Source organism: Streptomyces niveiscabiei, from assembly GCF_033794345.1.
GTDB classification, from domain to species: Bacteria; Actinomycetota; Actinomycetes; order Streptomycetales; family Streptomycetaceae; genus Streptomyces; species Streptomyces niveiscabiei.
Genome location: NZ_JARAYJ010000059.1, coordinates 1 through 20,864, shown reverse-complemented (window position 1 = coordinate 20,864; position 20,864 = coordinate 1). Strand labels below are relative to the sequence as shown.

Annotated in this window: 19 protein-coding genes and 1 pseudogene; 15 read left to right on the top strand and 5 right to left on the bottom strand. The window is 69.6% G+C overall.

Features of this window, described 5'->3' with window-relative positions:
- Nucleotides 1-17 precede the first annotated feature (17 nt).
- Both PV682_RS41360 and PV682_RS41355 read right to left on the bottom strand, forming a co-directional pair.
- Entirely contained in the window at nucleotides 18-854 is an 837-nt protein-coding gene (locus tag PV682_RS41360) for a cupin domain-containing protein (RefSeq protein WP_319737721.1), read from the bottom strand.
- A gap of 205 nt (nucleotides 855-1,059) precedes the next feature.
- Nucleotides 1,060-1,602 (bottom strand): RNA polymerase sigma factor, encoded by a 543-nt coding sequence (locus PV682_RS41355; protein WP_055725062.1) that lies wholly within the window; start codon nucleotides 1,600-1,602, stop codon nucleotides 1,060-1,062.
- 174 nt (nucleotides 1,603-1,776) lie between these two features.
- Between PV682_RS41355 and PV682_RS41350 the strand changes: the two are divergent.
- From PV682_RS41350 to pstB, 11 genes and pseudogenes are all read left to right on the top strand, one after another.
- Nucleotides 1,777-2,142: pseudogene (locus PV682_RS41350) on the top strand (GntR family transcriptional regulator); the annotation flags it as partial.
- Between the two features lie 206 nt (nucleotides 2,143-2,348).
- Nucleotides 2,349-3,257, top strand: coding sequence for an ABC transporter ATP-binding protein (locus tag PV682_RS41345; protein ID WP_319737720.1), 909 nt, complete (start codon nucleotides 2,349-2,351; stop codon nucleotides 3,255-3,257).
- Complete coding sequence (locus tag PV682_RS41340) at nucleotides 3,254-4,417, top strand: ABC transporter permease (RefSeq protein WP_319737719.1); 1,164 nt, start codon at nucleotides 3,254-3,256, stop codon at nucleotides 4,415-4,417. The genes PV682_RS41345 and PV682_RS41340 overlap by 4 nt, the downstream gene beginning before the upstream one ends.
- The gene (locus PV682_RS41335; RefSeq protein ID WP_319737716.1) at nucleotides 4,414-5,385 is read left to right on the top strand and encodes a hypothetical protein; all 972 of its coding nucleotides are present in this window, start codon (nucleotides 4,414-4,416) and stop codon (nucleotides 5,383-5,385) included. Before PV682_RS41340 ends, PV682_RS41335 begins: the two co-directional genes overlap by 4 nt.
- Nucleotides 5,386-5,782: 397 nt before the next feature.
- On the top strand, nucleotides 5,783-8,008 hold the full coding sequence (locus PV682_RS41330) for an RNA degradosome polyphosphate kinase (RefSeq protein ID WP_319737714.1): 2,226 nt from the start codon (nucleotides 5,783-5,785) through the stop codon (nucleotides 8,006-8,008).
- A 433-nt stretch (nucleotides 8,009-8,441) separates the two neighbouring features.
- Nucleotides 8,442-9,674: a CHAD domain-containing protein gene (locus tag PV682_RS41325; protein WP_319737738.1), complete on the top strand. Its 1,233-nt coding sequence runs from the start codon at nucleotides 8,442-8,444 to the stop codon at nucleotides 9,672-9,674.
- A gap of 28 nt (nucleotides 9,675-9,702) precedes the next feature.
- Nucleotides 9,703-10,164 (top strand): NUDIX hydrolase, encoded by a 462-nt coding sequence (locus PV682_RS41320; RefSeq protein WP_319737713.1) that lies wholly within the window; start codon nucleotides 9,703-9,705, stop codon nucleotides 10,162-10,164.
- A 246-nt stretch (nucleotides 10,165-10,410) separates the two neighbouring features.
- Nucleotides 10,411-11,550, top strand: coding sequence for a phosphate ABC transporter substrate-binding protein PstS (gene pstS / locus PV682_RS41315; protein WP_319737711.1), 1,140 nt, complete (start codon nucleotides 10,411-10,413; stop codon nucleotides 11,548-11,550).
- A gap of 101 nt (nucleotides 11,551-11,651) precedes the next feature.
- On the top strand, nucleotides 11,652-12,644 hold the full coding sequence (gene pstC, locus PV682_RS41310) for a phosphate ABC transporter permease subunit PstC (protein WP_055721088.1): 993 nt from the start codon (nucleotides 11,652-11,654) through the stop codon (nucleotides 12,642-12,644).
- On the top strand, nucleotides 12,641-13,690 hold the full coding sequence (gene pstA / locus PV682_RS41305; RefSeq protein ID WP_319737709.1) for a phosphate ABC transporter permease PstA: 1,050 nt from the start codon (nucleotides 12,641-12,643) through the stop codon (nucleotides 13,688-13,690). Before pstC ends, pstA begins: the two co-directional genes overlap by 4 nt.
- 42 nt (nucleotides 13,691-13,732) lie before the next feature.
- Nucleotides 13,733-14,509: a phosphate ABC transporter ATP-binding protein PstB gene (pstB, locus tag PV682_RS41300; protein ID WP_319737707.1), complete on the top strand. Its 777-nt coding sequence runs from the start codon at nucleotides 13,733-13,735 to the stop codon at nucleotides 14,507-14,509.
- Between the two features lie 92 nt (nucleotides 14,510-14,601).
- Here the strand turns inward: pstB and PV682_RS41295 are convergent, their stop codons facing one another.
- From PV682_RS41295 to PV682_RS41285, 3 genes are all read right to left on the bottom strand, one after another.
- Nucleotides 14,602-14,757 carry a hypothetical protein gene (locus tag PV682_RS41295; RefSeq protein WP_319737741.1) on the bottom strand — a complete coding sequence of 52 codons (156 nt, stop codon included), beginning with the start codon at nucleotides 14,755-14,757 and terminating at the stop codon, nucleotides 14,602-14,604.
- 48 nt (nucleotides 14,758-14,805) lie between these two features.
- Nucleotides 14,806-15,240, bottom strand: a complete 435-nt coding sequence (locus PV682_RS41290) for a hypothetical protein (RefSeq protein WP_319737704.1) — start codon at nucleotides 15,238-15,240, stop codon at nucleotides 14,806-14,808.
- A gap of 92 nt (nucleotides 15,241-15,332) precedes the next feature.
- Complete coding sequence (locus PV682_RS41285) at nucleotides 15,333-16,049, bottom strand: peptidase inhibitor family I36 protein (RefSeq protein ID WP_319737703.1); 717 nt, start codon at nucleotides 16,047-16,049, stop codon at nucleotides 15,333-15,335.
- Nucleotides 16,050-17,878: 1,829 nt separating this feature from the next.
- Between PV682_RS41285 and PV682_RS41280 the strand changes: the two genes are divergently transcribed.
- From PV682_RS41280 to PV682_RS41265, 4 genes are all read left to right on the top strand, one after another.
- Nucleotides 17,879-18,739 (top strand): hypothetical protein, encoded by an 861-nt coding sequence (locus tag PV682_RS41280; RefSeq protein WP_319737700.1) that lies wholly within the window; start codon nucleotides 17,879-17,881, stop codon nucleotides 18,737-18,739.
- A 30-nt stretch (nucleotides 18,740-18,769) separates the two neighbouring features.
- Nucleotides 18,770-19,255 (top strand): hypothetical protein, encoded by a 486-nt coding sequence (locus PV682_RS41275; RefSeq protein ID WP_319737699.1) that lies wholly within the window; start codon nucleotides 18,770-18,772, stop codon nucleotides 19,253-19,255.
- A 118-nt stretch (nucleotides 19,256-19,373) separates the two neighbouring features.
- Nucleotides 19,374-19,790 (top strand): hypothetical protein, encoded by a 417-nt coding sequence (locus PV682_RS41270; RefSeq protein ID WP_319737698.1) that lies wholly within the window; start codon nucleotides 19,374-19,376, stop codon nucleotides 19,788-19,790.
- Between the two features lie 193 nt (nucleotides 19,791-19,983).
- Nucleotides 19,984-20,769, top strand: a complete 786-nt coding sequence (locus tag PV682_RS41265; protein ID WP_319737695.1) for a hypothetical protein — start codon at nucleotides 19,984-19,986, stop codon at nucleotides 20,767-20,769.
- Nucleotides 20,770-20,864 lie beyond the last annotated feature (95 nt).

Below are 20,864 nucleotides of genomic sequence, written 5' to 3'. Positions count from 1 at the left end.
GGGTGTCCTGCGCGGTGTCACATCGCCCCTCCTTCCTGGAAGCCGGCCATCGGGCGGATGTCGAAGCGGTCCCGTGAGCGGTAGAGCGCGACTGCGGCGGCCAGGGCCACCCCGGCGGCGGCGAGCTGGCCCGGTGTGGTGAAGGGCGCCAGCGTTTCGTGCGGGCGGGACTTGGCGAACAGGAGGATGCCGACCCAGGTGGCGCAGGTCAGGGCCGGGGCGACCACCGCGCCGAGGCGGGCGGTCAGGGCCAGGCCCGTCGTCGTCAGCGCCATCGCCGGCAGCAGCCAGGCCAGGGCCAGCAGGCCGTACCCCGGGAGGGCCAGGGTCGCGAGGCCGTTGAGGGCGAGGCTCGCGGCGAGGACGGCGACCGTACGGATCATCAGGAGCCGGAAGCCGTGCACCGGGGCGACCATCGCCATCTCGTACGTCGGGTCCAGGGTGCGGCCGAACGACACGGCCACGCCCGCCAGCGGCAGCAGCGGCGCGAGCGCCAGGAAGAGCGCCGGGTTGTCGGCCGTACGGACCATCACGACCGTCATCACCAGGACCGACAGCACCGCGAGGAACCAGGACCGGCGCAGGATCGGCGTCGCCGTCAGCAGCCGCGCGGTGCTGTCGGAGACCCCGAACCGTACGAGCAGCCCCTCGGACACGCCCCGCCTCGGCGCGTCCAGCTCCGCGTCCAGCCGCTCCCAGCCGACGTCCAGCGCGACCGGGTCGGCTTCCCGCGCGAGCGTGGCCCGGCACTGCGCGCACGCCGCGAGGTGCGTGTCCGTGGACCACAGCAGCGGCGCCGCCAGCTCGCCCCGCGCGTAGGCCCGCAGTTCCTCGTCACCGACATGCCAGCTCATGCCGCGCTCCTTCCATCGATCAGATCCGACCCCGCCACCGCGCCCCGACCACTCCGGCCCGGCTCGGTCACCGCACCCCCGCCGACGCGCCGCGACCCCGTCGCCACGCTCCCGTCGAGCCGGCGCGGCTCCGCCGCCACGTCCCGGCCGGTCCGCCGCAACCCCGCCACCGCGCCCCTTCGGGCGCCCTCGCTCCTCGTCCCCCTCACGTCAGCGCCTCCCTCAGCTGTTTGCGGGCCCGCATCGCCCGGGTCTTGACCGTGCCCGCCGGGATGCCGAGGAGGGCCGCCGCCTCTCTGGTGCTCAGGCCGTCGATGACCGTGGCCTGGAGGGCCGCGCGCAGTTCCGGTGAGAGGCGGGCCAGGGCGCCCGCGAGGTCGCCGTGCTCCACCCCCGTGAGGACACGGTCCTCCGCGGACACCTCGTCGCGATGGCGCAGCCGGGCCAGGGCCTGGCGGATCCGGCCCCGGGCGCCGTCGCGGCGCAGGGCGTCCACGAGACGTCTCGCGCCGATGCGCCACAGCCAGCCCGCGACGTCCCCCTCCTCGTGGTACCGGGCCTTGCCCCGCCACACCGCGAGGAACGTCTCCTGCACGACGTCGTCCACCGTCCCGGCGTCCGAGCAGCGGCTGCGCAACCGAGCGGTCAGCCACGGCGCGAACCGCCGGTACAGCTCCTCGAAGGCGTGACGGTCCCCGTCTGCGGCGATGGCCCGCAGCAGCTCTCCGTCACTTCTCGTTTCGCTCACACCCCCTCATCGCTCCGACCTCGCCGATCGGTTCACGATCTGCGAAAAATTTTTTGTCCCCTTCTACAGCACCCAGCGCGGCGCCTCCGACCTGCGGTTTCTTCGGGCGCTTGACGAACCGCCCCCGCTCCACCACCCTTTCACTACTCAATTAGTGAAAGGGTGGTGGAACCCGTGGTCGAATACCGCATCGACCGGCACAGCGGCGTGGCCACCTACGTCCAGATCGTCCAGCAGACCAAGCAGGCCCTGCGCCTCGGCCTGCTCCGCCCCGGCGACCGGCTCCCCACGGCCCGCGAGGTCGTCGAGGCGACCGCCATCAATCCGAACACGGTGCTGAAGGCGTACCGGGAGCTGGAACGGGAGGGCCTGGTCGAGGCCCGCCGGGGGCTCGGCACCTTCGTCCGCCGCACCCTCGGCACCGCCCCCGCCGACGACTCCCCGCTGCGCCGCGAGCTCGACGGCTGGGCGGACCGGGCCCGGGAGGCCGGCCTGGACAGAGAGGACGTGGCCGCTCTCTTCACCGCCGTGCTCGACGAGTACGCCGCACCGGGATCCGGCCGGCACTCCCCTTACTCCCCGGCCGCAGCCGGTCCCTCACAACCCGCACATTCAGCGGATTCAGGAAATTTCTCAAATTCTTCCGGCCGGACAGAACCGATCGAGGGGGCAGATCCGATCAATAGAGCAGAAGCACCCGAACAATCCGAATCCACACCATCCGAGACCCTCAAGGGGGACCGACCATGACCACCGCACAACCCCAGCCCCCCGCCCTCACCGCCACCGGTCTCGGCAAACGCTTCGGCCGCCGGAGCGCCTGGGCTCTGCGCGACTGCTCCTTCTCCCTCCCCGTGGGCCGGGTCTGCGCGATGGTCGGTCCGAACGGCGCGGGGAAGTCGACGCTGCTCGCCCTCGCGGCCGGCCTGCTTCCCCCGACGGAAGGAGAGCTGACCGCGCTCGGCGCGGACCCCGCGTCCGTCCGGACCCGGGTGGGTTACGTCGCGCAGGACAAGCCGCTGTACCCGCAGTTGACGGTGGCGCAGACCCTGCGGATGGGCGCCGACCTGAACCCCGCGCGGTGGGACGCGGAGACCGCGGAGCGGGTGGCGACGGCCCAGGGCCTCGACCCGGGCCGGCGCGTCAGATCCCTGTCGGGAGGCCAGCGGACGCGCGTCGCCCTCGCGCTCGCCCTCGGCAAACGCCCCGACCTGCTCCTGCTGGACGAACCGATGGCCGACCTCGACCCGCTGGCCCGGCACGAGCTGATGGCCACGCTGATGTCGCAGGCCGCGCGGTTCGGAACGACGATCGTGATGTCGTCGCACGTGGTGGCCGAGCTGGAGGACTCCTGCGACCACCTCCTCCTGGTCGGCGGCGGCGGAATCCGCCTCGCCGGCGAGATCGACGACCTCCTCGACGCGCACGTCCGGGTGCAGGGCCCGGCGGAGGGCGCCGACCTCGCCGCGCACACGGTCGTCGAGTCCCGCACGACAGGCCGTCAGCTCACCGCGCTGATCCGCCCCCGAAGCCCCCTCTCCCCCGGCTGGCGCACGACCCGGCCGACCCTGGAGGAACTGGTCCTGGCCCACCTCCGCAACCCCGCCACACCCCTACTGCCCCACCCCGCCCCGCCGGCGAAGGCGGCGGCATGACGACCCCACCCCAGAACCCACCGGACCCGTCCCGCACACCACCGGACCACCTCGCGGCCCCGTCGGACCACCTCGCGGCCCCGTCGGACCACCTCGCGCCCCCGCTGGACGACCTCACAGCCCCGCCGAACAGCCTCCGCAGCACACCGCCCGCCCCCGCCGTCACCACCGGCCACCTCCGCTGGCTCCTTCGCCTCCACCGCCCCGCGCTGGCCGGCTGGCTCGCCCTCGTCCTCGTCCTCGCCGCCCTTCAGCTCGCCGGCTGGGTCCCCTTCGTCGACGAGGCGCTGCGGAGTGTGCGGTACGGCGAGGGGGCGATCCTGAGGCACGACGACCTGTTCGGGTACGCGACGACCGCGCTGATGGCCCTCCCGCTGGTCGTGGGCGCCTGGTCCGGGGCCGCGCTGTTCGGGCGGGACCTGGAGAGCGGGACCGCGCGGCTGACCTGGAGTCAGGGCGTGACCCCGGCCCGCTGGCTGGGCGGCGGGCTGCTCGCGCCGGCCGTCCTGCTCACCGTCGGGGCAGGGCTGCTGGTCGTGCTGCACCGGCTGACCTGGCAGGCGGGCGACAGCGAGTCCGTGCACGTGGGGCAGTGGTACGAGGACGACACCCTGTTCACCAACGGCCCCGCAGTCGTCGCGCTGGTCCTCGCCGGGCTCGCGGGCGGGGCGCTCGCGGCGCTGCTGTGCCGCCGGACGCTGCCCGCGCTGGCCGTCGGCGCGGGGATCGCGCTCGCGGTCCGGGAGGCGACGGTCCGGGTGACGCCGTACCTGTGGCCGACGGTCACCGACACGACCGGCCTCCACGCGGGGTACCGGAGTCCGGGGCTCGAAGTGGCCGCCGGGGTCGTCACGTCCTCCGGGGCGCACATCGCGGACCCCGGGTGCGGGCCGGTGCTCGCGGACGACGGGGGCGACTCCTGTCAGGCCGTGTACGACAAGGTCGACGGCGCCGGGTTCTACGTGACGTACCACCCCGAGTCCCACTTCTGGCCGCTCCAGTTCGCGGCGACGGGGTTCGCCCTGGCCGTCGCCGGGCTGCTGAGCTGGGCCGCGTTCCTCGTCCTGCGCCGTACGTACGTGCCGGCCGGGAGCCGGGCGCCCGAGAACACCGGGGCCGACTCCGTGCGGAGCGGCGCCCTCAAGGAGGTCACCGTATGAGCGCCACCCTCACCCCGGCCCGCGGGGGCCTGCCGCGGACCGTCCTGCGGCTGCACCGCACGGCGCTGCTGATCTGGGCCGCGTTCGTGGTGGTGACGCTGGGGTGGCTCGTGTGGAGCGGCGAGGTCGACGCGCGGTCGATCCTCGACTACCGGCGGACCTGCGACGACTTCTGCACGTTCCCCTACCGGGCGCACATGTACAGCGTCCGGCTGGACCGGGCGGGCCTGCTGATCGGGTACGTCTCCCTCGCGGTCGCCGCGTTCGCGGGCGGGGCGCTGATCGGGCGGGAACTGGAGTCCGGGACGGCGCATCTCGCGTGGACGCAGGGGGTGTCGCCGACGCGCTGGCTGGCGGCGAAGCTGGCCGTGCCGGCGCTGGCGGTCGGCGCGGGTTCGGCCGCCCTCACCGCCGTGTACCGCTGGAACCGGGGCGCGACCGACGAACTGCTCTACAACAGGGGCTGGTCGGAGGCGGGGGCGTTCGTGGCGAGCGGTCCGGCGGCGACGGCGTACGCGCTGTGCGCGCTGGCGGTGGGTGTGCTCGCGGCGCTGCTGACGGGCCGTACGCTGCCGGCGCTGGCGACGGCGTTCGGGGCGACGGCGCTGGTCCAGTGGACCATGTTCACCGTCCGCCCCCACCTCTGGCCGACGGTGACGCGCCCGACGGCGGCCGTCGACCCCGACCCCCTCAACAGCTCCTGGGTCCTCGCCACCCACGGCACCACGACGACCTACCACCCGAAGTCCCACTTCTGGCCCCTCCACCTCATGGAAACGGGCCTGGTCCTCACCCTCGCCGCAACAGCCACCGCAGCAGCCTTCTGGCTGCTCCACCGCCGGACAGCTCCTTGGAGGCGAGCAGCAGACGGGCCGTCCCCTCGGGCCCGAGAGGACCATCACCGGGCCAGTACCGCTGCCCGTACCGCGCCCAGTACCGAGCGGTTCACCGATCCAGGTGGTCCGTGACATGGGCGAAGGAGGCGTAGGCGAAGAGTTCCTCGTCACGGTCGAAGACGAGGACCGGCTCCTCGGGTGGGGAAGCGGATGTGGGCATGGTGGAACCCCCGGCGGGCTGTGTGGTGTTCCATCGTGTAGGGGAGGCAGGGAGCGTCGCCAGCGGCTTTCGGGGGCCGGTGTCGGGGCGGCCCCGCTCGAACACCCCCCGCTATCCCGCACGTCATGTCTCCGTAACCGGCGATTCAGACGAGCTTGCGACGCTCGGGCAATGAACCAGGCCGTGCCCGAGCCTTCGCCGCCAGAGGGTCCGCCCCCCACGGATCCGCCCTCCGCAGGCGACGCCGCCCCCCTCCCGCCCGCACGCTCCGACGCGCCCGTCCTGCCCCGTGCGCGGAAGAATGGGTTTATGAGCCAGTCCAACGCCCAGGCAGAAGCCCAGCACGCACAGCCCTCGGTGGGGTCCATAGCGGCGCACCGCCCGCATACGGTCTCCCCCTCGACGGTGTCCGACCTGGAACCCGACATCGATGCCGACCTCGACGCGTACGAGGAGAGCGGGGACGAACTGCCGCAGGGCAGGTTCCTCGACCGGGAGCGCAGCTGGCTCGCGTTCAACGAGCGGGTGCTGGAGCTGGCGGAGGACCCGAACACGCCGCTGCTGGAGAGGGCCAACTTCCTGGCCATCTTCGCGAGCAACCTGGACGAGTTCTTCATGGTCCGGGTGGCAGGGCTGAAGCGGCGTATCGCGACCGGCGTGGCGACGCGCTCGGCGTCGGGCCTCCAGCCGCGCGAGGTGCTGGAGATGATCTGGGCGCGCTCGCGCGAGCTGATGGCCCGGCACGCGGCGACGTACCACGAGGACGTCGCGCCCGCGCTCGCGGAGGAGGGCATCCACCTGGTCCGCTGGGCGGAGCTGACGGAGAAGGAGCAGGCGCGGCTGTTCACGCTGTTCCGGCACCAGATCTTCCCCGTCCTCACCCCTTTGGCGGTGGACCCGGCGCATCCTTTCCCGTACATCTCCGGCCTCTCCCTGAACCTCGCGGTCGTCGTGCGCAACCCGGTCAGCGGGCACAAGCACTTCGCGCGCGTGAAGGTGCCGCCGCTGCTGTCGCGGTTCCTGGAGAGCTCGCCGGGGCGGTACGTGCCGATCGAGGACGTCATCGGCGCGCACCTGGAGGAGCTGTTCCCGGGGATGGAGGTGCTGGAGCACCACGCGTTCCGCCTCACGCGCAACGAGGACCTGGAGGTCGAGGAGGACGACGCGGAGAACCTGCTCCAGGCGCTGGAGAAGGAGCTCATGCGGCGCCGCTTCGGGCCGCCGGTGCGCCTGGAGGTCGAGGAGTCCATCGACCGCGAGGTGCTGGACCTCCTCGTGCGCGAGCTGAAGATCTCCGAGGCGGAGGTGTATCCGCTGCCGGGTCCGCTGGACCTGACCGGCCTGTTCCGCATCCACGGCCTGGACCGGCCGGAGCTGAAGTACCGCAAGTTCATCGCGGGCACGCACCGGGACCTCGCCGAGGTGGAGTCGGCGTCGGCGCCGGACATCTTCGCGGCGCTGCGCGAGCGGGACGTGCTGCTGCACCACCCGTACGACAGCTTCTCGACGTCCGTGCAGGCGTTCATCGAGCAGGCCGCCGAGGACCCGGACGTCCTCGCGATCAAGCAGACCCTGTACCGGACGTCCGGTGACTCGCCGATCGTCAACGCGCTGATCGACGCGGCCGAGTCGGGCAAGCAGGTGCTGGTCCTCGTCGAGATCAAGGCGCGGTTCGACGAGCACGCGAACATCAAGTGGGCGAAGAAGCTGGAGGAGGCCGGCTGCCATGTCGTGTACGGCCTCGTCGGGCTGAAGACGCACTGCAAGCTGTCGCTGGTCGTCCGGCAGGAGGGCGAGACGCTGCGCCGCTACAGCCATGTCGGCACGGGCAACTACCACCCGAAGACGGCACGGCTGTACGAGGACCTCGGGCTGCTGACGGCCGACCCGCAGGTCGGCGCGGACCTGTCCGACCTGTTCAACCGGCTCTCCGGGTACTCGCGCCGCGAGACGTACCGCCGCCTGCTGACCGCCCCGAAGTCGCTGCGGGACGGCCTGGTCTCCCGCATAGACAAGGAGACCCAGCACCACCGCGCGGGCCGCCCGGCGTACGTGAAGATCAAGGTCAACTCGATGGTCGACGAGGCGATCATCGACGCGCTGTACCGGGCGTCGCAGGCCGGCGTGCCGGTCGACGTGTGGGTGCGCGGCATCTGCGCGATCCGTCCGGGCGTTCCCGGCCTCTCGGAGAACGTCCGGGTCCGGTCGATCCTGGGCCGTTTCCTGGAGCACTCCCGCGTCTTCGCCTTCGGCAACGGCGGCGAGCCCGAGGTGTGGTTCGGCAGCGCCGACATGATGCACCGCAACCTGGACCGGCGTATCGAGGCACTCGTCCGGGTCACCGACCCCGGTCACCGCGCCGCCCTCAACCGCATGCTGGAGACCGGCATGTCCGACACGACCGCCTCCTGGCACCTCGGCCCCGACGGCGAGTGGACCCGGCACGCCACCGACGCCGACGGCCAGCCCCTGCGCAACGTCCAGGAGATGCTCATAGACGCCCGGAGGCGCCGGCGTGGCACAGCGACACCATGACCTGACGGGCCACCCCTCCCCGAACGCCCCGGCCGGGGGCACGAGCCATGACGGCATCCCCGCGCGAACCGCGAACGCCTCCCCGGCCAGGGACCGGGGCGACGTCCCCGGCGCCCCTCTCGGCGGGATCGGCGACTCCCGGGCCAGGGGCCGGGTCGATGCCCCCGGCGGGGAAAGCGGCGTCACCCCGGCCGAAGGCCGAAGCAGCGTGCCCGGCGGCGTCCCGGCCACGAGCCGGAGCGACGTCCCCGGTGGAGGGATCCGCGATGCGGGTCCCGCCGGAACCCCGGCCGTGGGCCGGAGCAGCGCCCCCTTCGGGGGAACGGACGTCTCCTCGGCCGGGGCCCTCGGGGGCGGGCCGGCCGGGGCACAGGCCAGGGGGAGGAGTGACGTGGTGACCGGGGGACCGTCCGACGGCGGGGAGGACGGGCTCGTGCTCGCGAGCGGCGGCAGCGGCGTAGCGGCCGGCGACGTCCTCGCCGCGTACCTCCGCGCCCAGGCGACCGAGTTCCTGCGCGCGCTGCGCCTGCACCGGGAGACCGGCGCGGGCGCTGCGGCCCCCGCGGACGCCTCCCTGGACGCGGCCCGCGCGCTGCGCCGTTCCGCGCGGCGGATCAGCGGCAGCCTGCACACGTTCCGCCCGCTCCTGGACCCCGACTGGGCCGAGCAGATCCGCCCCGAGCTGGCCTGGCTCTCCGGCACGCTCGCGCAGGAGCACGCGTGCGAGGCCCGCCTGGAGCGCCTCCTCCTCGCCCTGCACCGCCTCTCGGGCGCCCCCGCGCTCCCGGAACAACCGTCGCCGGCCACCCGCAGAGCGCCCGCCGCGGCGCCGAGCAGCCGTACGCCGGTGACGACCCCGGCCGGCACCCCCGGCCCCGGCCACACGGACACGGCACCGAGCACGGCACTCACCGCAACGCCGGGCACGGCACCCAGGGCAACAAAAACGGCACCGGGAACAACGCCGGGCACGGCACCCGACACACCCCCGTCGACAAAACCCGGCACGAAAACCCCCCGCCCCGACACCACCCCCGACCGCCCCGCCCTCACCGTGGGCGCGGCCAAAGCCGGCGCCCTCCTCGACCGCCAGCTCACCCTGGCCCGCACCCGAGCCCACAGCACCGCCCTCCAGGCCCTGGGTTCGAGCCGCTTCCACGCGGTGGCCGACAAGATCGCCTTACTGGCCAGCGAAGTCCCCCTGACCCCGGCGGCCCGCACCACCCCCCTGGCGCAGCTGGCAGGCGCGGCGGAAGAGCGCCTGACCGCGGCGATCGCGGGCCTCCCGCTGCTCACGGCGGGCCATCCGTACAACGCGGAGGCCCTGATCCACGGCCTCTCCCCGGAGACGGCCCCGCACCCGCAGGACACCCCCTGGCACCAGGTCCGCCTGCTGCTGCGCCTGCACCGGTACGCCCTGGAGGTCGTGCACGGCGGCTCCCCGCAGGACGTCCACCTGACCGGAGCCGGCGAGGCCCTGGACCGCCATCGGGACGCGTCGGAGGCGGCGGCAGCAGCCGCACAGGCGGCCCGCACGCCGAGGATCGCCCCGGCGACGGCGTACGCGCTGGGCGTCCTGCACGCGGACCAGCGGCATGAGGTCGAGGCAGCCCGGTACGCGTTCCAGCAGAACTGGCAGGCACGAACGCTGACACCGTCGCCGTAAAGGCACCGTCGTCGTAAAGGCAGATCGTATGAACAGCGAGGCCACCGTCCAGGCAGCGGGCTGCGTCCTGTGGCGCACGCCCCCCATCGGCGAGGCCCCCATCCGCGAGGCCCCCACCGGCAACAACCTGGAGGTGTGCCTCGTCCACCGCCCCAAGTACGACGACTGGTCGCACCCGAAGGGCAAGCTGAAGCGCGGCGAGCACCCCCTGGACGGCGCCCTGCGCGAGGTCGAGGAGGAGACGGGGTACACGGCGAGGCCGGGTGCCCGTCTCCTCACGCTCGCCTACGAGGTGCACGGCCGCCCGAAAGAGGTCCAGTACTGGGCGGCGGAGGCGACGGACGGCGCCTTCGTCCCGAACGACGAGGTGGACCGCGTCCTGTGGCTCCCCCCGGCGGCGGCCAGAGACCGGCTCACCCACCCCCGGGACAAGGACCTCGTCGACGCGCTGCTGATCGCGATCAGGCGCTCCACGGTGTCACCGGCGTAAGGACCCCCGCCCCGCCCCCCGGCGTAAGCATTCGTGTCCTCGACGTAAGCGTTCCGTGACCTAACCACACCGCCTTCAGGGGTTCACCCGCCGTTCATATGAGCCCATCGGCGCCTTCACCTGATCTGCCTAATTTCGGCCTTGCACGGCACGGAACGCAGAACGACGGACGTTCTCGAGCCACCAAGTCTTCGCCTCGCACGCCGCCGGATTCAGGACGGCGGCTCCCGGAAGGATCTCCCTCAAGTGAAGCTTCAGCGCAAGAACCGGCGGGCACTCGCTCTCGGCGCTCTCGCCGTCTCCGGCGCCCTGGCCCTCACGGCGTGCGGCTCCGACGACACCGGCTCGAAGAGCAGCGACAACAGCTCCTCGGCCGCGTCGTCCGGCGCGGGCGCGGGCTCGATCAAGTGCGACGGCGCGAAGGGCCAGCTCCTCGCGGACGGCTCCTCCGCGCAGAAGAACGCGATCGACGCGTGGGTGAAGAACTTCACCCAGTCCTGCAACGGCGTCCAGGTGAACTACAAGGGTTCCGGCTCCGGCGCGGGCATCACCGCCTTCAACCAGGGCACCGTCTCCTTCGCCGGCTCGGACTCCGCGCTGAAGCCCGACGAGGTCACCGCCTCCAAGAAGATCTGCTCCGGCGGCCAGGGCATCGACCTGCCGATGGTGGCCGGCCCGATCGCCGTCGCGTACAACCTCTCCGGCGTGGACAACCTGGTCCTGGACGCCCCGACGATCGCGAAGATCTTCAAGGGCGAGATCGCCAAGTGGAACGACCCGGCGATCGCGAAGCTCAACCCGGGCGCGAAGCTCCCCGACCTGAAGATCCAGGCGTACCACCGCTCCGACGAGTCGGGTACGACGGACAACTTCACCAAGTACCTCAAGGCCGCCGCGCCGAGCGACTGGACCTTCTCCGGCGGCAAGGCCTGGCAGGCGAAGGGCGGCCAGTCCGCCCAGGGTTCCTCCGGTGTCGCCCAGGGCGTCAAGCAGACCGACGGCGCCATCGGCTACATGGAGCTGTCGTACGCCAAGGACGGCCTGAACTCGGTCGCGATCAACACCGGCGCGGCTGCCCCGGTCAAGGCGTCCTCGGACGGCGCGACGAAGGCCGTCGCCGCCGCGCAGGTCGTCGGCACCGGCTCCGACCTGTCGCTGAAGCTCGACTACACCACCAAGGCCGAGGGCGCGTACCCGATCACCCTGGTGACGTACGAGATCGTCTGCGACAAGGGCAACAAGGCCGACAGCCTGCCCGCCACGAAGGCGTTCCTGCGCTACATCGCCTCCGCCGACGGCCAGGGCGTCCTCTCGGGCATCGACTACGCGCCGATCCCCGACGCGATCATCACGAAGGTCCGCTCCACCATCGAGGGCCTCAGCTGATCTGACGGCGCGGCCCGGGGAGTACGACGCTCCCCGGGCCGTGCCATCCGGTGCACCGCCGCCCGGAGCCCACCGGCTCCCGCAGACCGGAGAACCCAGACATGGACACGACACAGATAACCGACGCACCTCCCCCCACGGCCCCCGCACCCGTGATCAAGAAGAAGAGCACGGGCCGCCTCGGCGACAAGGTCTTCCTCGGCCTCTCGCGCGGCTCCGGCATCTTCCTGCTGGTCATCATGGCCGCCATCGCGGTCTTCCTGACCTACCGCGCGGTCCTCGCGATCAACAAGGACGACGGCAACTTCCTCACCACCTTCGAGTGGAACACCGGCCTCGTCCCGCCGAAGTTCGGCATCGCCGTCCTGGCGTTCGGCACGATCGTCTCGTCGCTGATCGCGATGCTCATCGCGGTCCCGATCGCCGTCTCGATCGCCCTCTTCCTCACCCACTACGCCCCCCGCCGGCTGCGCGGCCCGATCGCCTACGTGATCGACCTGCTCGCCGCGGTGCCGTCCATCGTGTACGGCCTGTGGGGCGCCCTCATCCTCGTACCGCACCTGGACGGCCTGTTCGGCTGGCTGAACGACTACTTCGGCTGGACCGGCGTCTTCGAGTGGGACGAGGGCCCGGCGCGCTCGCTGCTCAGCGTCTCGATCCTGCTGGCGATCATGATCCTGCCGATCATCACGAACGTCAGCCGCGAGGTCTTCCGCCAGGTCCCGCAGATGCACGAGGAGGCCGCGCTCGCCCTCGGCGCCACGCGCTGGGAGGTCATCCGCATGGCCGTCCTGCCGTTCGGCCGCTCCGGTGTGATCTCCGCGTCGATGCTCGGCCTCGGCCGCGCGCTCGGCGAGACGATGGCCGTCGCGACGGTCCTCTCCCCCGACTTCGACATCCACGCCAGCCTCCTCAACCCCGGCGGCGGCACCTTCGCCCAGAACATCGCCAGCAAGTTCAGCGAGGCGAACGACTTCGGCCGTGACGCGCTGATCGCCTCCGGTCTCGTCCTGTTCGTCATCACGCTGCTGGTCAACGGCGCGGCCCGGCTGATCATCGCCCGCCGCAAGGAGTACTCGGGGGCCAACGCATGAGCACCGCGACCGTCAAGAGCAGCCTGCGCGGGGCGAGCCTGCCGAAGTGGACGCCGTGGGCCATCGCCGCCGGCTCCGTCGCGCTCGGCCTCGGGGTCAGCGCCGCCGCCGGGCTCGACAGCAGCATCCAGTGGGCCCTGATGGCGGGCGTCTTCTTCGTCGCCGGCACGTACGTCATCGCGGCTCGCGTCGAAGGCCCCCGGCAGGCGAAGGACCGGGTCGCGACCAGCTTCGTGTGGGTCGCCTTCCTCCTCGCGCTGATCCCGCTCGCCTCCCTCGTGTGGGCGACCGTGCAGCGCGGCGTCAAGGTCCTCGACTTCTACTTCCTCTCCCACTCCATGGGGATCGTCGCCGACTCCGAGGTCGGCGGCGGCATCTACCACGCGATCATCGGGAGCCTGGAGCAGGTCGGCCTCGCGACCGCGATCGGCGCCCCGGTCGGCGTGCTCACCGCGATCTACCTGGTCGAGTACGGGCGGGGCGCGCTCGCCAAGACCGTCACCTTCTTCGTCGACGTCATGACGGGCATCCCGTCGATCGTCGCGGGCCTGTTCATCCTCAGCCTCATGCTGATCTTCGACATGCAGCCGTTCGGCTTCGCCGGCTCGCTCGCGCTCGCGATCCTCATGATGCCGGTGGTGGTCCGCTCCACGGAGGAGATGCTCAAGCTCGTCCCGAACGAGCTGCGCGAAGCCTCCCTCGCGCTCGGTGTCCCGAAGTGGCGCACGATCCTCAAGGTCGTCCTGCCCACCGCGATCGGCGGCATCACGACCGGCATCATGCTCTCCATCGCACGCATCGCCGGTGAGACCGCCCCCGTCCTGCTGCTGGTGTTCGGCAACCCGTTCATCAACAACAACCCCTTCGAGGGTGCGCAGGAGTCACTGCCGCTGTACATCTACAAGCAGTACGCGCAGAGCGCGGGCTCCACCGCGGCGTACGACCGCGCCTGGGCCGCCTCTCTCACGCTGATCGCGTTCGTGATGATCCTCAACCTGGTGGCGCGCGGCATCGCCCGCTGGAAGGCGCCCAAGTCCGGTCGCTGACGCGGCCAATCAGCGACCGAACTCCGGAAGTGAAGTAGAAGAATGTCCAAGCGAATCGACGTAAGCGGACTGACCGCCTACTACGGCTCCCACAAGGCCATCGAGGACATCTCGATGACCGTCGAGCCCCGCACCGTCACCGCGTTCATCGGCCCCTCCGGCTGCGGCAAGTCCACGTTCCTGCGCACCCTCAACCGGATGCACGAGGTGACCTCCGGCGGGCGCGTCGAGGGCAAGGTCCTCCTCGACGACGAGGACCTGTACGGCCCGAACATCGACCCCGTGTCGGTGCGCCGCGAGGTCGGCATGGTCTTCCAGCGGCCCAACCCCTTCCCCACGATGTCCATCTTCGACAACGTCGCCGCGGGCCTCCGCCTCAACGGCAACTTCAAGAAGAGCGAACTCGCGGACGTCGTAGAGAAGTCCCTCAAGGGCGCGAACCTCTGGAACGAGGTCAAGGACCGCCTCAACAAGCCGGGTTCCGGCCTCTCCGGCGGCCAGCAGCAGCGCCTGTGCATCGCCCGCGCCATCGCGGTCGAGCCGAAGGTCCTCCTGATGGACGAGCCCTGCTCGGCCCTCGACCCGATCTCCACCCTGGCCATCGAGGACCTCATCGGCGAACTGAAGGAACAGTTCACGATCGTCATCGTCACCCACAACATGCAGCAGGCGGCCCGCGTCTCCGACCGCACCGCCTTCTTCAACCTCGCCGCGGTAGGCCAGCCCGGCAAGCTGATCGAGATCGACGAGACGGAACGCATCTTCTCCAACCCGTCGGTCCAGGCCACGGAGGACTACATCTCCGGCCGCTTCGGCTGATCCAGACCCCTCGCGGTGCTGCATGGCGGTGCCACCGCGAGGCCGTAAAGGGCCCGCCCCCTGCTCCCAGGGGGCGGGCCCACACGCGTACGTCACACGCCCTCGACGGCCTCGAAGATGTCGGCATCCGTCTCCCACTGCCACTCCGGCAACTCGCCCCAGCCGGCCACGTACCCCGGCTTCGGGTCCTCGAAGTGCCGGTACGTGACCTCGGCGTCGTGCGGAGGCCGCAGACCAACCTCGAACATATCGGCGGCTTGGAACCATCCCCGACAGGGAGGCTGGCCGACGCCTCGTCAGAACTTGTAATTGGTGATCATGGCGTTGCCGAAGACGTCATAGACAGACGCATACCCCTGGTCGGAGTCCTTCCAGTCGCCGAAAGCCTTGGCGATCGCGGTTGCAGCCGCTTGGGGATCCTCTACTTGGGTCTTCCCCCCGTTGATGTCGGTGGAGATGTAGGCGTTTCCCGTCTTTTCGTTCCACTCACCAATGATGCGCTGGACACGTCCGGCCGCGTCCTTCTGCTGTGCGGTGCCGTGCTCGGTGATCCAGGACCGGAATTCCTGGGCGTTCTTCTTCGACTGCGCCTCGTCCGTGTCCGCGGGCAGCTTTTCCACGACTCCGATCTTGTCGGGTTCAGCAGTGCTGTCGGTGCTGCAGGCTGCGGTTCCGGCCACAATGGCGACACCGAGCGCCAGAACGGCAGCGGGGTGGGGGGTTCGCTTCACAAGGGGTCTCCGTCGCATGCTTGGGCTGGATGCGATATGTCAGAGTACCGGCACCCCGAGTCCGGGGCGCCGGTACTGGTCAAACCGCGGAATCAGAATTTGATGGCGTCAGCCCTGTCGTTCCAACTGCCGCCGTAGGTGTAATCGATGTCCTTGAAGTTCTTGTACAGGCTGTACCCCGCCCCCAGGAACAGGTGAGGGTCGGGCAGACCCGTCCGGAAGTCGTACACCTCGACTCCGCGCTGCGGGCGATTGACGAAGGCGGAGGTGGCCTTGTCCCGGAACGACGGCGAGTACTGGTCGAGGTGGCGAGTCTTGGCCGTGTCGTAGGTGGGCCACTGCAGCCGTCTGCCGGTGTAGTTGGAGTCCTGCCAGAGGCAGACCCAGTTACTGGGGCAGTCCTGGTACTTCCGGGCGGTCAGTGCCTGCTTCGCTCCGGCCCGGGTGTCCGCTGTGGGTGCGTGGGTGGCGAGGTGCTTGTTGGCCTCGGTGTTGCTGTCGAAGCACTGCATTGTGCCGTCCTCCGACACCTCGGCACAGACCTCAGCGCCGTCCCAGTCGGACGCCGGGTCCACTTTCTCACCGTTGTAGTACATGTCCACCTTGTCGGTGGGGTCCGCCTCGGCGTGAACTTCTGCCTCCTCCTCGGGCGTGAGGACGCCCGTCACGATCTCGGGCACTGGGCCCGGTTCGTCGGCCGCCAGGGACGGAGTGGCGGTGACGCCGGTCAGTGCCATCGATCCGACAGCCGCAATGGTCAGCATGGTGCGTATGCGCACGGAGACCCCCGTTTTTTCCTGCTCATACATGACAAGAATCGTGGGCGAGACGAGGCGCGTCAGAGCTTTCGGTCACGGACCGGTGACCGGGCATGAATCAACGCACGTCGCCGAGCGGCGGACGCTCCAGCGGAAACTGAACTCTGCGTGCGAGGTGGCGGTCTACGGAATTGACTTCTCAGCCGATTCGACAACACGCAGCAAGGTCACTCGGACAGCTTTTCCGCGCAAGATGCATTCCCCCAGTTTTCTCTCTTGCGATTCCGCATCGGGCCACTTGGTCAGAATGGCCAAGTCTGCTTTCGGCACTGCGCTGGCAACGAAGCATGACTGGTCGGAATCCAAACGGAATCTAGCACACTGGCCGACGATGACACCCAGGCGCTTTTCGGTCATGAGCAACAAGTGGCGCCATGTGTCGATAGGCGCCTTCGCGCCTCTGCAGTAGTTCAGTTTTCCCTGACTGGCGGCGCTATGTGAATGGCCAGTTCTGATCGGCAGTCTGCACGGGCAACGGACGAAGGTGTAGTTCGGTGGAGTCCTGTAGCCGGATCCAGCCGCGTCGACGGTGGCTGTGCTTGCCGGTGGGTGGCGGGTGTGGCGTTCTCCCTCGGCGCGCTCCGAAGCGTGAACCCGCCCTCGACGGGTCAAGGGCCGAACCGCGCCGGACGGAGCGGATCGCCCTCGTCGTGGCCGCAGTCGACGAACACCGCATCTTTCGTTTCGCGGACGTGTGCGGGGGCCGGCTCATGTCCGGGGCCACCAGCTTCCAGTGCCCGGTCTGCGTGAACGCGCATGTCGACAGCTGAACTCTCGAGCGACGCCGAGAACGCATGCCGGTGGCACGTCTCGCGGCTGACCGCAATCAGCCCCCCTCCGTAGGCGATTTCCGGACGACCCACAACACGCCTTCACAGGAACCACTCAGGTAACTCCCAGGCTACGAGCGGCAATGGGCAACCGTTTCACGTCAACTAGTGCGTGAGTCCGCAGCTACTCCTTGCTACGTGCTGGTGGCCTGTGCCTATGGTGACTGTCGTACTCGGCGGGACATGACCACCCACTCAAGCGCTTTCAGTCAGCGACCGGGGGGAACCAGCGTCGCTACGGGGGAGGGTGAGTTCATCATGCCGCAATGCTGGCAGTCGCCTTCAACATCGACCAGTCCTAGTGTGCCGAGGTCCCACAGCCATGACGGGAAACCATCCCGTCTGTGCGGCATCTCCGAAGTGCTGCGCGTCCCATCGGGCTGGACAAGAGCGTCTCTTCACGGGACCGCCGTCCACCAACGGACGGGAGGCGGAGAAGGTCTCCGACGGCTGCGGCAGCAGCATCTGGGCCCGCCCTGTTCCTGGCGCCCTGCCTGATACGGAGCCAGGTCCGCATGGGCGATATCGGGACCTTCCCCGTCCATGTTGTGCGCCGTTTCCACGGCGAGATCGACGAACTCCGTCGCGGTGACGTGGTCCGTCGGCGGCGCCAGGACGGGGTCCGTGAGGTCGTCGCGGATTCGAACCTTGCCTCTGGTACTGCGGTGGGAATCCGGCCCGGCCCGACTTCCACCCCTCCGGGCAGCGCATCGGCTTCCTCCCGAAGTAGAGCGTAATCCTTCGGGACACATCGCCGACTGCGAAGGCGTCGTTCGCGTTGGGGGCGATCGGAATCCGGACGAAGCCCTTGTTCTGCATCAAACGTCAAGCCCTGTGACGATCGGCCGGGCAAGATCGCGAGCAAGATCCGCGGGTGGGTGAACCGCTGGCGAGCGCGCTGGAGCCGGCATCACCCCATCCAACTGAAGCGTCGCCGGGCCCGCCGAACGGCTGGCCCACAAGTAGTCCTGACAGGAAGGGAACAGAGACGTGAAGCCGATGGCCAAACTGGCCCTACCTCCCCTCGCCGTGGCCGGCGGGATCCTCATAGCTGTCGCCGGAACGACCCTCGCCCAGGGTGAATCCACGCCACGGGTCGACGCCGCGACGCCCGTGGCGAAGACATTCGTCGGAGACCCGGAGGATCCGGCCACGTGGAGACTGCCCGTAGAGACGTATGCGCCGACCAAGGCGCAGACGCGCATGGTCAGCTCCACCCGTGACGAGCTCATCGACGCGTGTATGGACAAGCAGGGCTTTCCCGAGTGGACCCCGGCTCCGGATCTCCCGGACCTCGGTGGAACGACTCTGACCGACTGGCGGTACGGCATCCACGACGCCGAGGAGGCCCACGCCTACGGCTACCACCCGGACCCGGAAGCCCAGAAGGCATACGACGACGTCCTCGCTCAGGACCAGTCCGGCAACACCGACCGCGATGTGCTGCGCTCCTGCGTCGATGAGGCAGACGGTGGTGTACCCCGCCTCGCCGTGTCCCCCCTGGTCAACCAGATCGGTGGCTACTCCTACCAGATGGCACGCGAGACACCCGAAGTGCAGAGGGTGTTCGAGCAGTGGTCGGAGTGTATGAAAACCAAGGGCCACACCTACGCCCAGCCGATGGACGCCGCCGAAGACCCTCGTTTCATCACCTCCGACAAGGCGACCGAGCTGGAGAAGGACACCGCAGCGGCAGATGTCGCCTGCCGGGACAAGTTCCACGTCGAGAAGACATGGTTCGACGCCGAAGCCCACATCCAGGAACAGGAAATCAGCAAGAGCCAACAGGAGCTGGAGGAACAGCAAGCCGACATCAAGGCTGCCGTGGCCAAGGCTCGAGCCCTCAACTGACCACCGAACGACGAAAGGAGATCACAGACCATGTCTCATCAGGTCAAGCGGGCCGCAGTCGTCGGTGCCGCACTCGCCGCCGTGTTCACCACGGCTCCGAACGCCCAGGCCCTGGACGGTGACCACCACAACCTCTATTCCCCGTCCGCATGCGACGACCACCGTATGTCGGCGTTCGACTTCCACATCTTCTACAACTCGAACCTGGAAGGCTCGTACCGGAACATCGGGTACGCCGTCTACGACTTCGGTTCCCTCAAGGCGGGCGCGGGTGACCCCAACCACTATCCACTGCGGTTCTGCCAGATCGGCGCGTCCGCTCCATGGCCAGGCTCCAACCAGAAGATCAAGAACAATGCCGCATCCGCAAGGAACGACCACTACAAGTACATAGCCCGCGTCTACTACCGCAGCGGCTACAAGGGCGCACAGGACGTGCTGAGCCCGTACGAGACCATCGGCAGGTTCGAGAAGGTCTACAACGAGAACGCCTCGTTCAAGTGGACCAGCTCCTGACCGGCATTATCCGGACGGGTACCTCAACTCCCGCTGCTGAGATGCCTGTTGCAGACCATGGATTGGGCAGTGGTTGGATACCCCGATGTGTAGACGCGCCCCCCTCACTCTGTCTGCCGTGATCGCGGCAGCCGTTCTCGTCACGGCATGCACCTCGTCGAACGTCGATGCGGTCAATGATGCTGCGGAACGCAAGCCCGCCGCCTCCGAGACATCAGCCCAAACCGGTGACAGCGTCAGGATCACCAGCACGCAGCTCGACGCCCCGACCCCGTCAGCCGCCTTCGAGGTCACCAACTACGAGGGCGAGGTCTACACCTACGGCATCACCTTCGAGTTCTTGACCCAGGCCACCGAAGAGTCCCAGGTGGTCGCGACCGTACAGCGGACCATTCCGGCCATGAAGCCTGGCCAGACTGTGAAGGCCACCGTCACGGCCCCTGAGGGGGGTGGCCCGGACCCCGTGTCGGAGATCCGGATAGCTGACGTCACCCCGGTTCCCCCGGACACGACTGCCTCTCCTGCTCGGCCTTAGAGGCCGGGACGCGCCACCGCCGGGGCTGATCTTCACGGTGAAGAAGGCGCAGGCAGTCCTCGCCGACACCAGATAGCCACTGTGTCACCCGGTTTCCAGCCAGGAAGTCCCGGTTTTTACGGCTGGGAGGACGTCACCACAGTCGACCGTCGCAGCCCCCTTGTCTCCCTGGGGGCTGAGCCGGTTTCTCATCATGCCCGAAAACCCCATTGGAGGAGAGCAGTTGAGAGTTCGCAGACCGGCCCTTGCCGGGATCGCGGGCCTTGCGGCCACCGCGGTCCTGACCGGGCTCATGCAAGCCGCGCCGGCGTTCGCCGACACCAGCCCTCCCGACCCGAAGCCGTCCGGCAGTCCGTCGACTGATCCGCCGACGCGTGTGCCGGATCCCGGCAAGAGGCTCGGGAAGGGCTGGAAGACCTCGGCGGACCGGGCCGTGACCACTGCGGCGGACAGCGGGGGCCTGAAGGTCCTCGTAGCGGACAGCAAGGACGCCTACCGGTGGCGGACCGTTGCCACGCTGGCTGAGCCCGGCATGCCGGCGGACTCGTGGATCGGCAACTCCTGTGTCATGGACCGTGATCACGCTGCAGTCGTGTATGCGCCGCGCACGTTCACGAACAAGCCGGATCTGATGCAAGGCGGGGCGTTCACCGCGGTCGTCGACCTGAAATCCGGCCGGGTGACGAAGCTGCCCTTCACCAGTTCGCTGGCCTACTTCGACCCGTCGTGCAACCCCGAGACCCGTACGGCGGCGTTTACCGCCTTCCGCGACAGCAAGAGCCGGCTCCTCACGGTCGACACCAACGGCAGGACGACCACCGACACCACCGTCACCGGTCAGGTGACCTCGGCCGTCCCGACGAAGAACGGTCTCGTCGCCGCACACGGCCATCACCTGGTGCAGGTCGATCCGGCGGACGGGAAGCTCCGGAGGCTGGCTGCCGCAGGCGGTGTGCCGTTCGATATCCGTCCCACCTGAGGTTCCCCCGCTGCGCGAGAGATGTTGATCAGCTGGTCAGGAGGGGTTGACGGGTGTTCAGGTTCGTTGGTTCGGTCGTCGCCCGCTCGGCGTAG

What these genes read in the sequence shown, in the direction of transcription:
- PV682_RS41345 (WP_319737720.1), top strand. Translation starts at nt 2,349, where the DNA reads ATGACCACCGCACAACCCCAGCCCCCCGCCCTCACCGCCACCGGTCTC.
- pstA (WP_319737709.1), top strand. Translation starts at nt 12,641, where the DNA reads ATGAGCACCGCGACCGTCAAGAGCAGCCTGCGCGGGGCGAGCCTGCCG.
- PV682_RS41360 (WP_319737721.1), bottom strand. Translation starts at nt 854, where the DNA reads ATGAGCTGGCATGTCGGTGACGAGGAACTGCGGGCCTACGCGCGGGGC.
- pstB (WP_319737707.1), top strand. Translation starts at nt 13,733, where the DNA reads ATGTCCAAGCGAATCGACGTAAGCGGACTGACCGCCTACTACGGCTCC.
- PV682_RS41295 (WP_319737741.1), bottom strand. Translation starts at nt 14,757, where the DNA reads ATGTTCGAGGTTGGTCTGCGGCCTCCGCACGACGCCGAGGTCACGTAC.
- PV682_RS41330 (WP_319737714.1), top strand. Translation starts at nt 5,783, where the DNA reads ATGAGCCAGTCCAACGCCCAGGCAGAAGCCCAGCACGCACAGCCCTCG.
- PV682_RS41320 (WP_319737713.1), top strand. Translation starts at nt 9,703, where the DNA reads ATGAACAGCGAGGCCACCGTCCAGGCAGCGGGCTGCGTCCTGTGGCGC.
- PV682_RS41285 (WP_319737703.1), bottom strand. Translation starts at nt 16,049, where the DNA reads ATGTATGAGCAGGAAAAAACGGGGGTCTCCGTGCGCATACGCACCATG.
- PV682_RS41335 (WP_319737716.1), top strand. Translation starts at nt 4,414, where the DNA reads ATGAGCGCCACCCTCACCCCGGCCCGCGGGGGCCTGCCGCGGACCGTC.
- PV682_RS41275 (WP_319737699.1), top strand. Translation starts at nt 18,770, where the DNA reads ATGTCTCATCAGGTCAAGCGGGCCGCAGTCGTCGGTGCCGCACTCGCC.
- PV682_RS41265 (WP_319737695.1), top strand. Translation starts at nt 19,984, where the DNA reads ATGCCCGAAAACCCCATTGGAGGAGAGCAGTTGAGAGTTCGCAGACCG.
- PV682_RS41340 (WP_319737719.1), top strand. Translation starts at nt 3,254, where the DNA reads ATGACGACCCCACCCCAGAACCCACCGGACCCGTCCCGCACACCACCG.
- pstC (WP_055721088.1), top strand. Translation starts at nt 11,652, where the DNA reads ATGGACACGACACAGATAACCGACGCACCTCCCCCCACGGCCCCCGCA.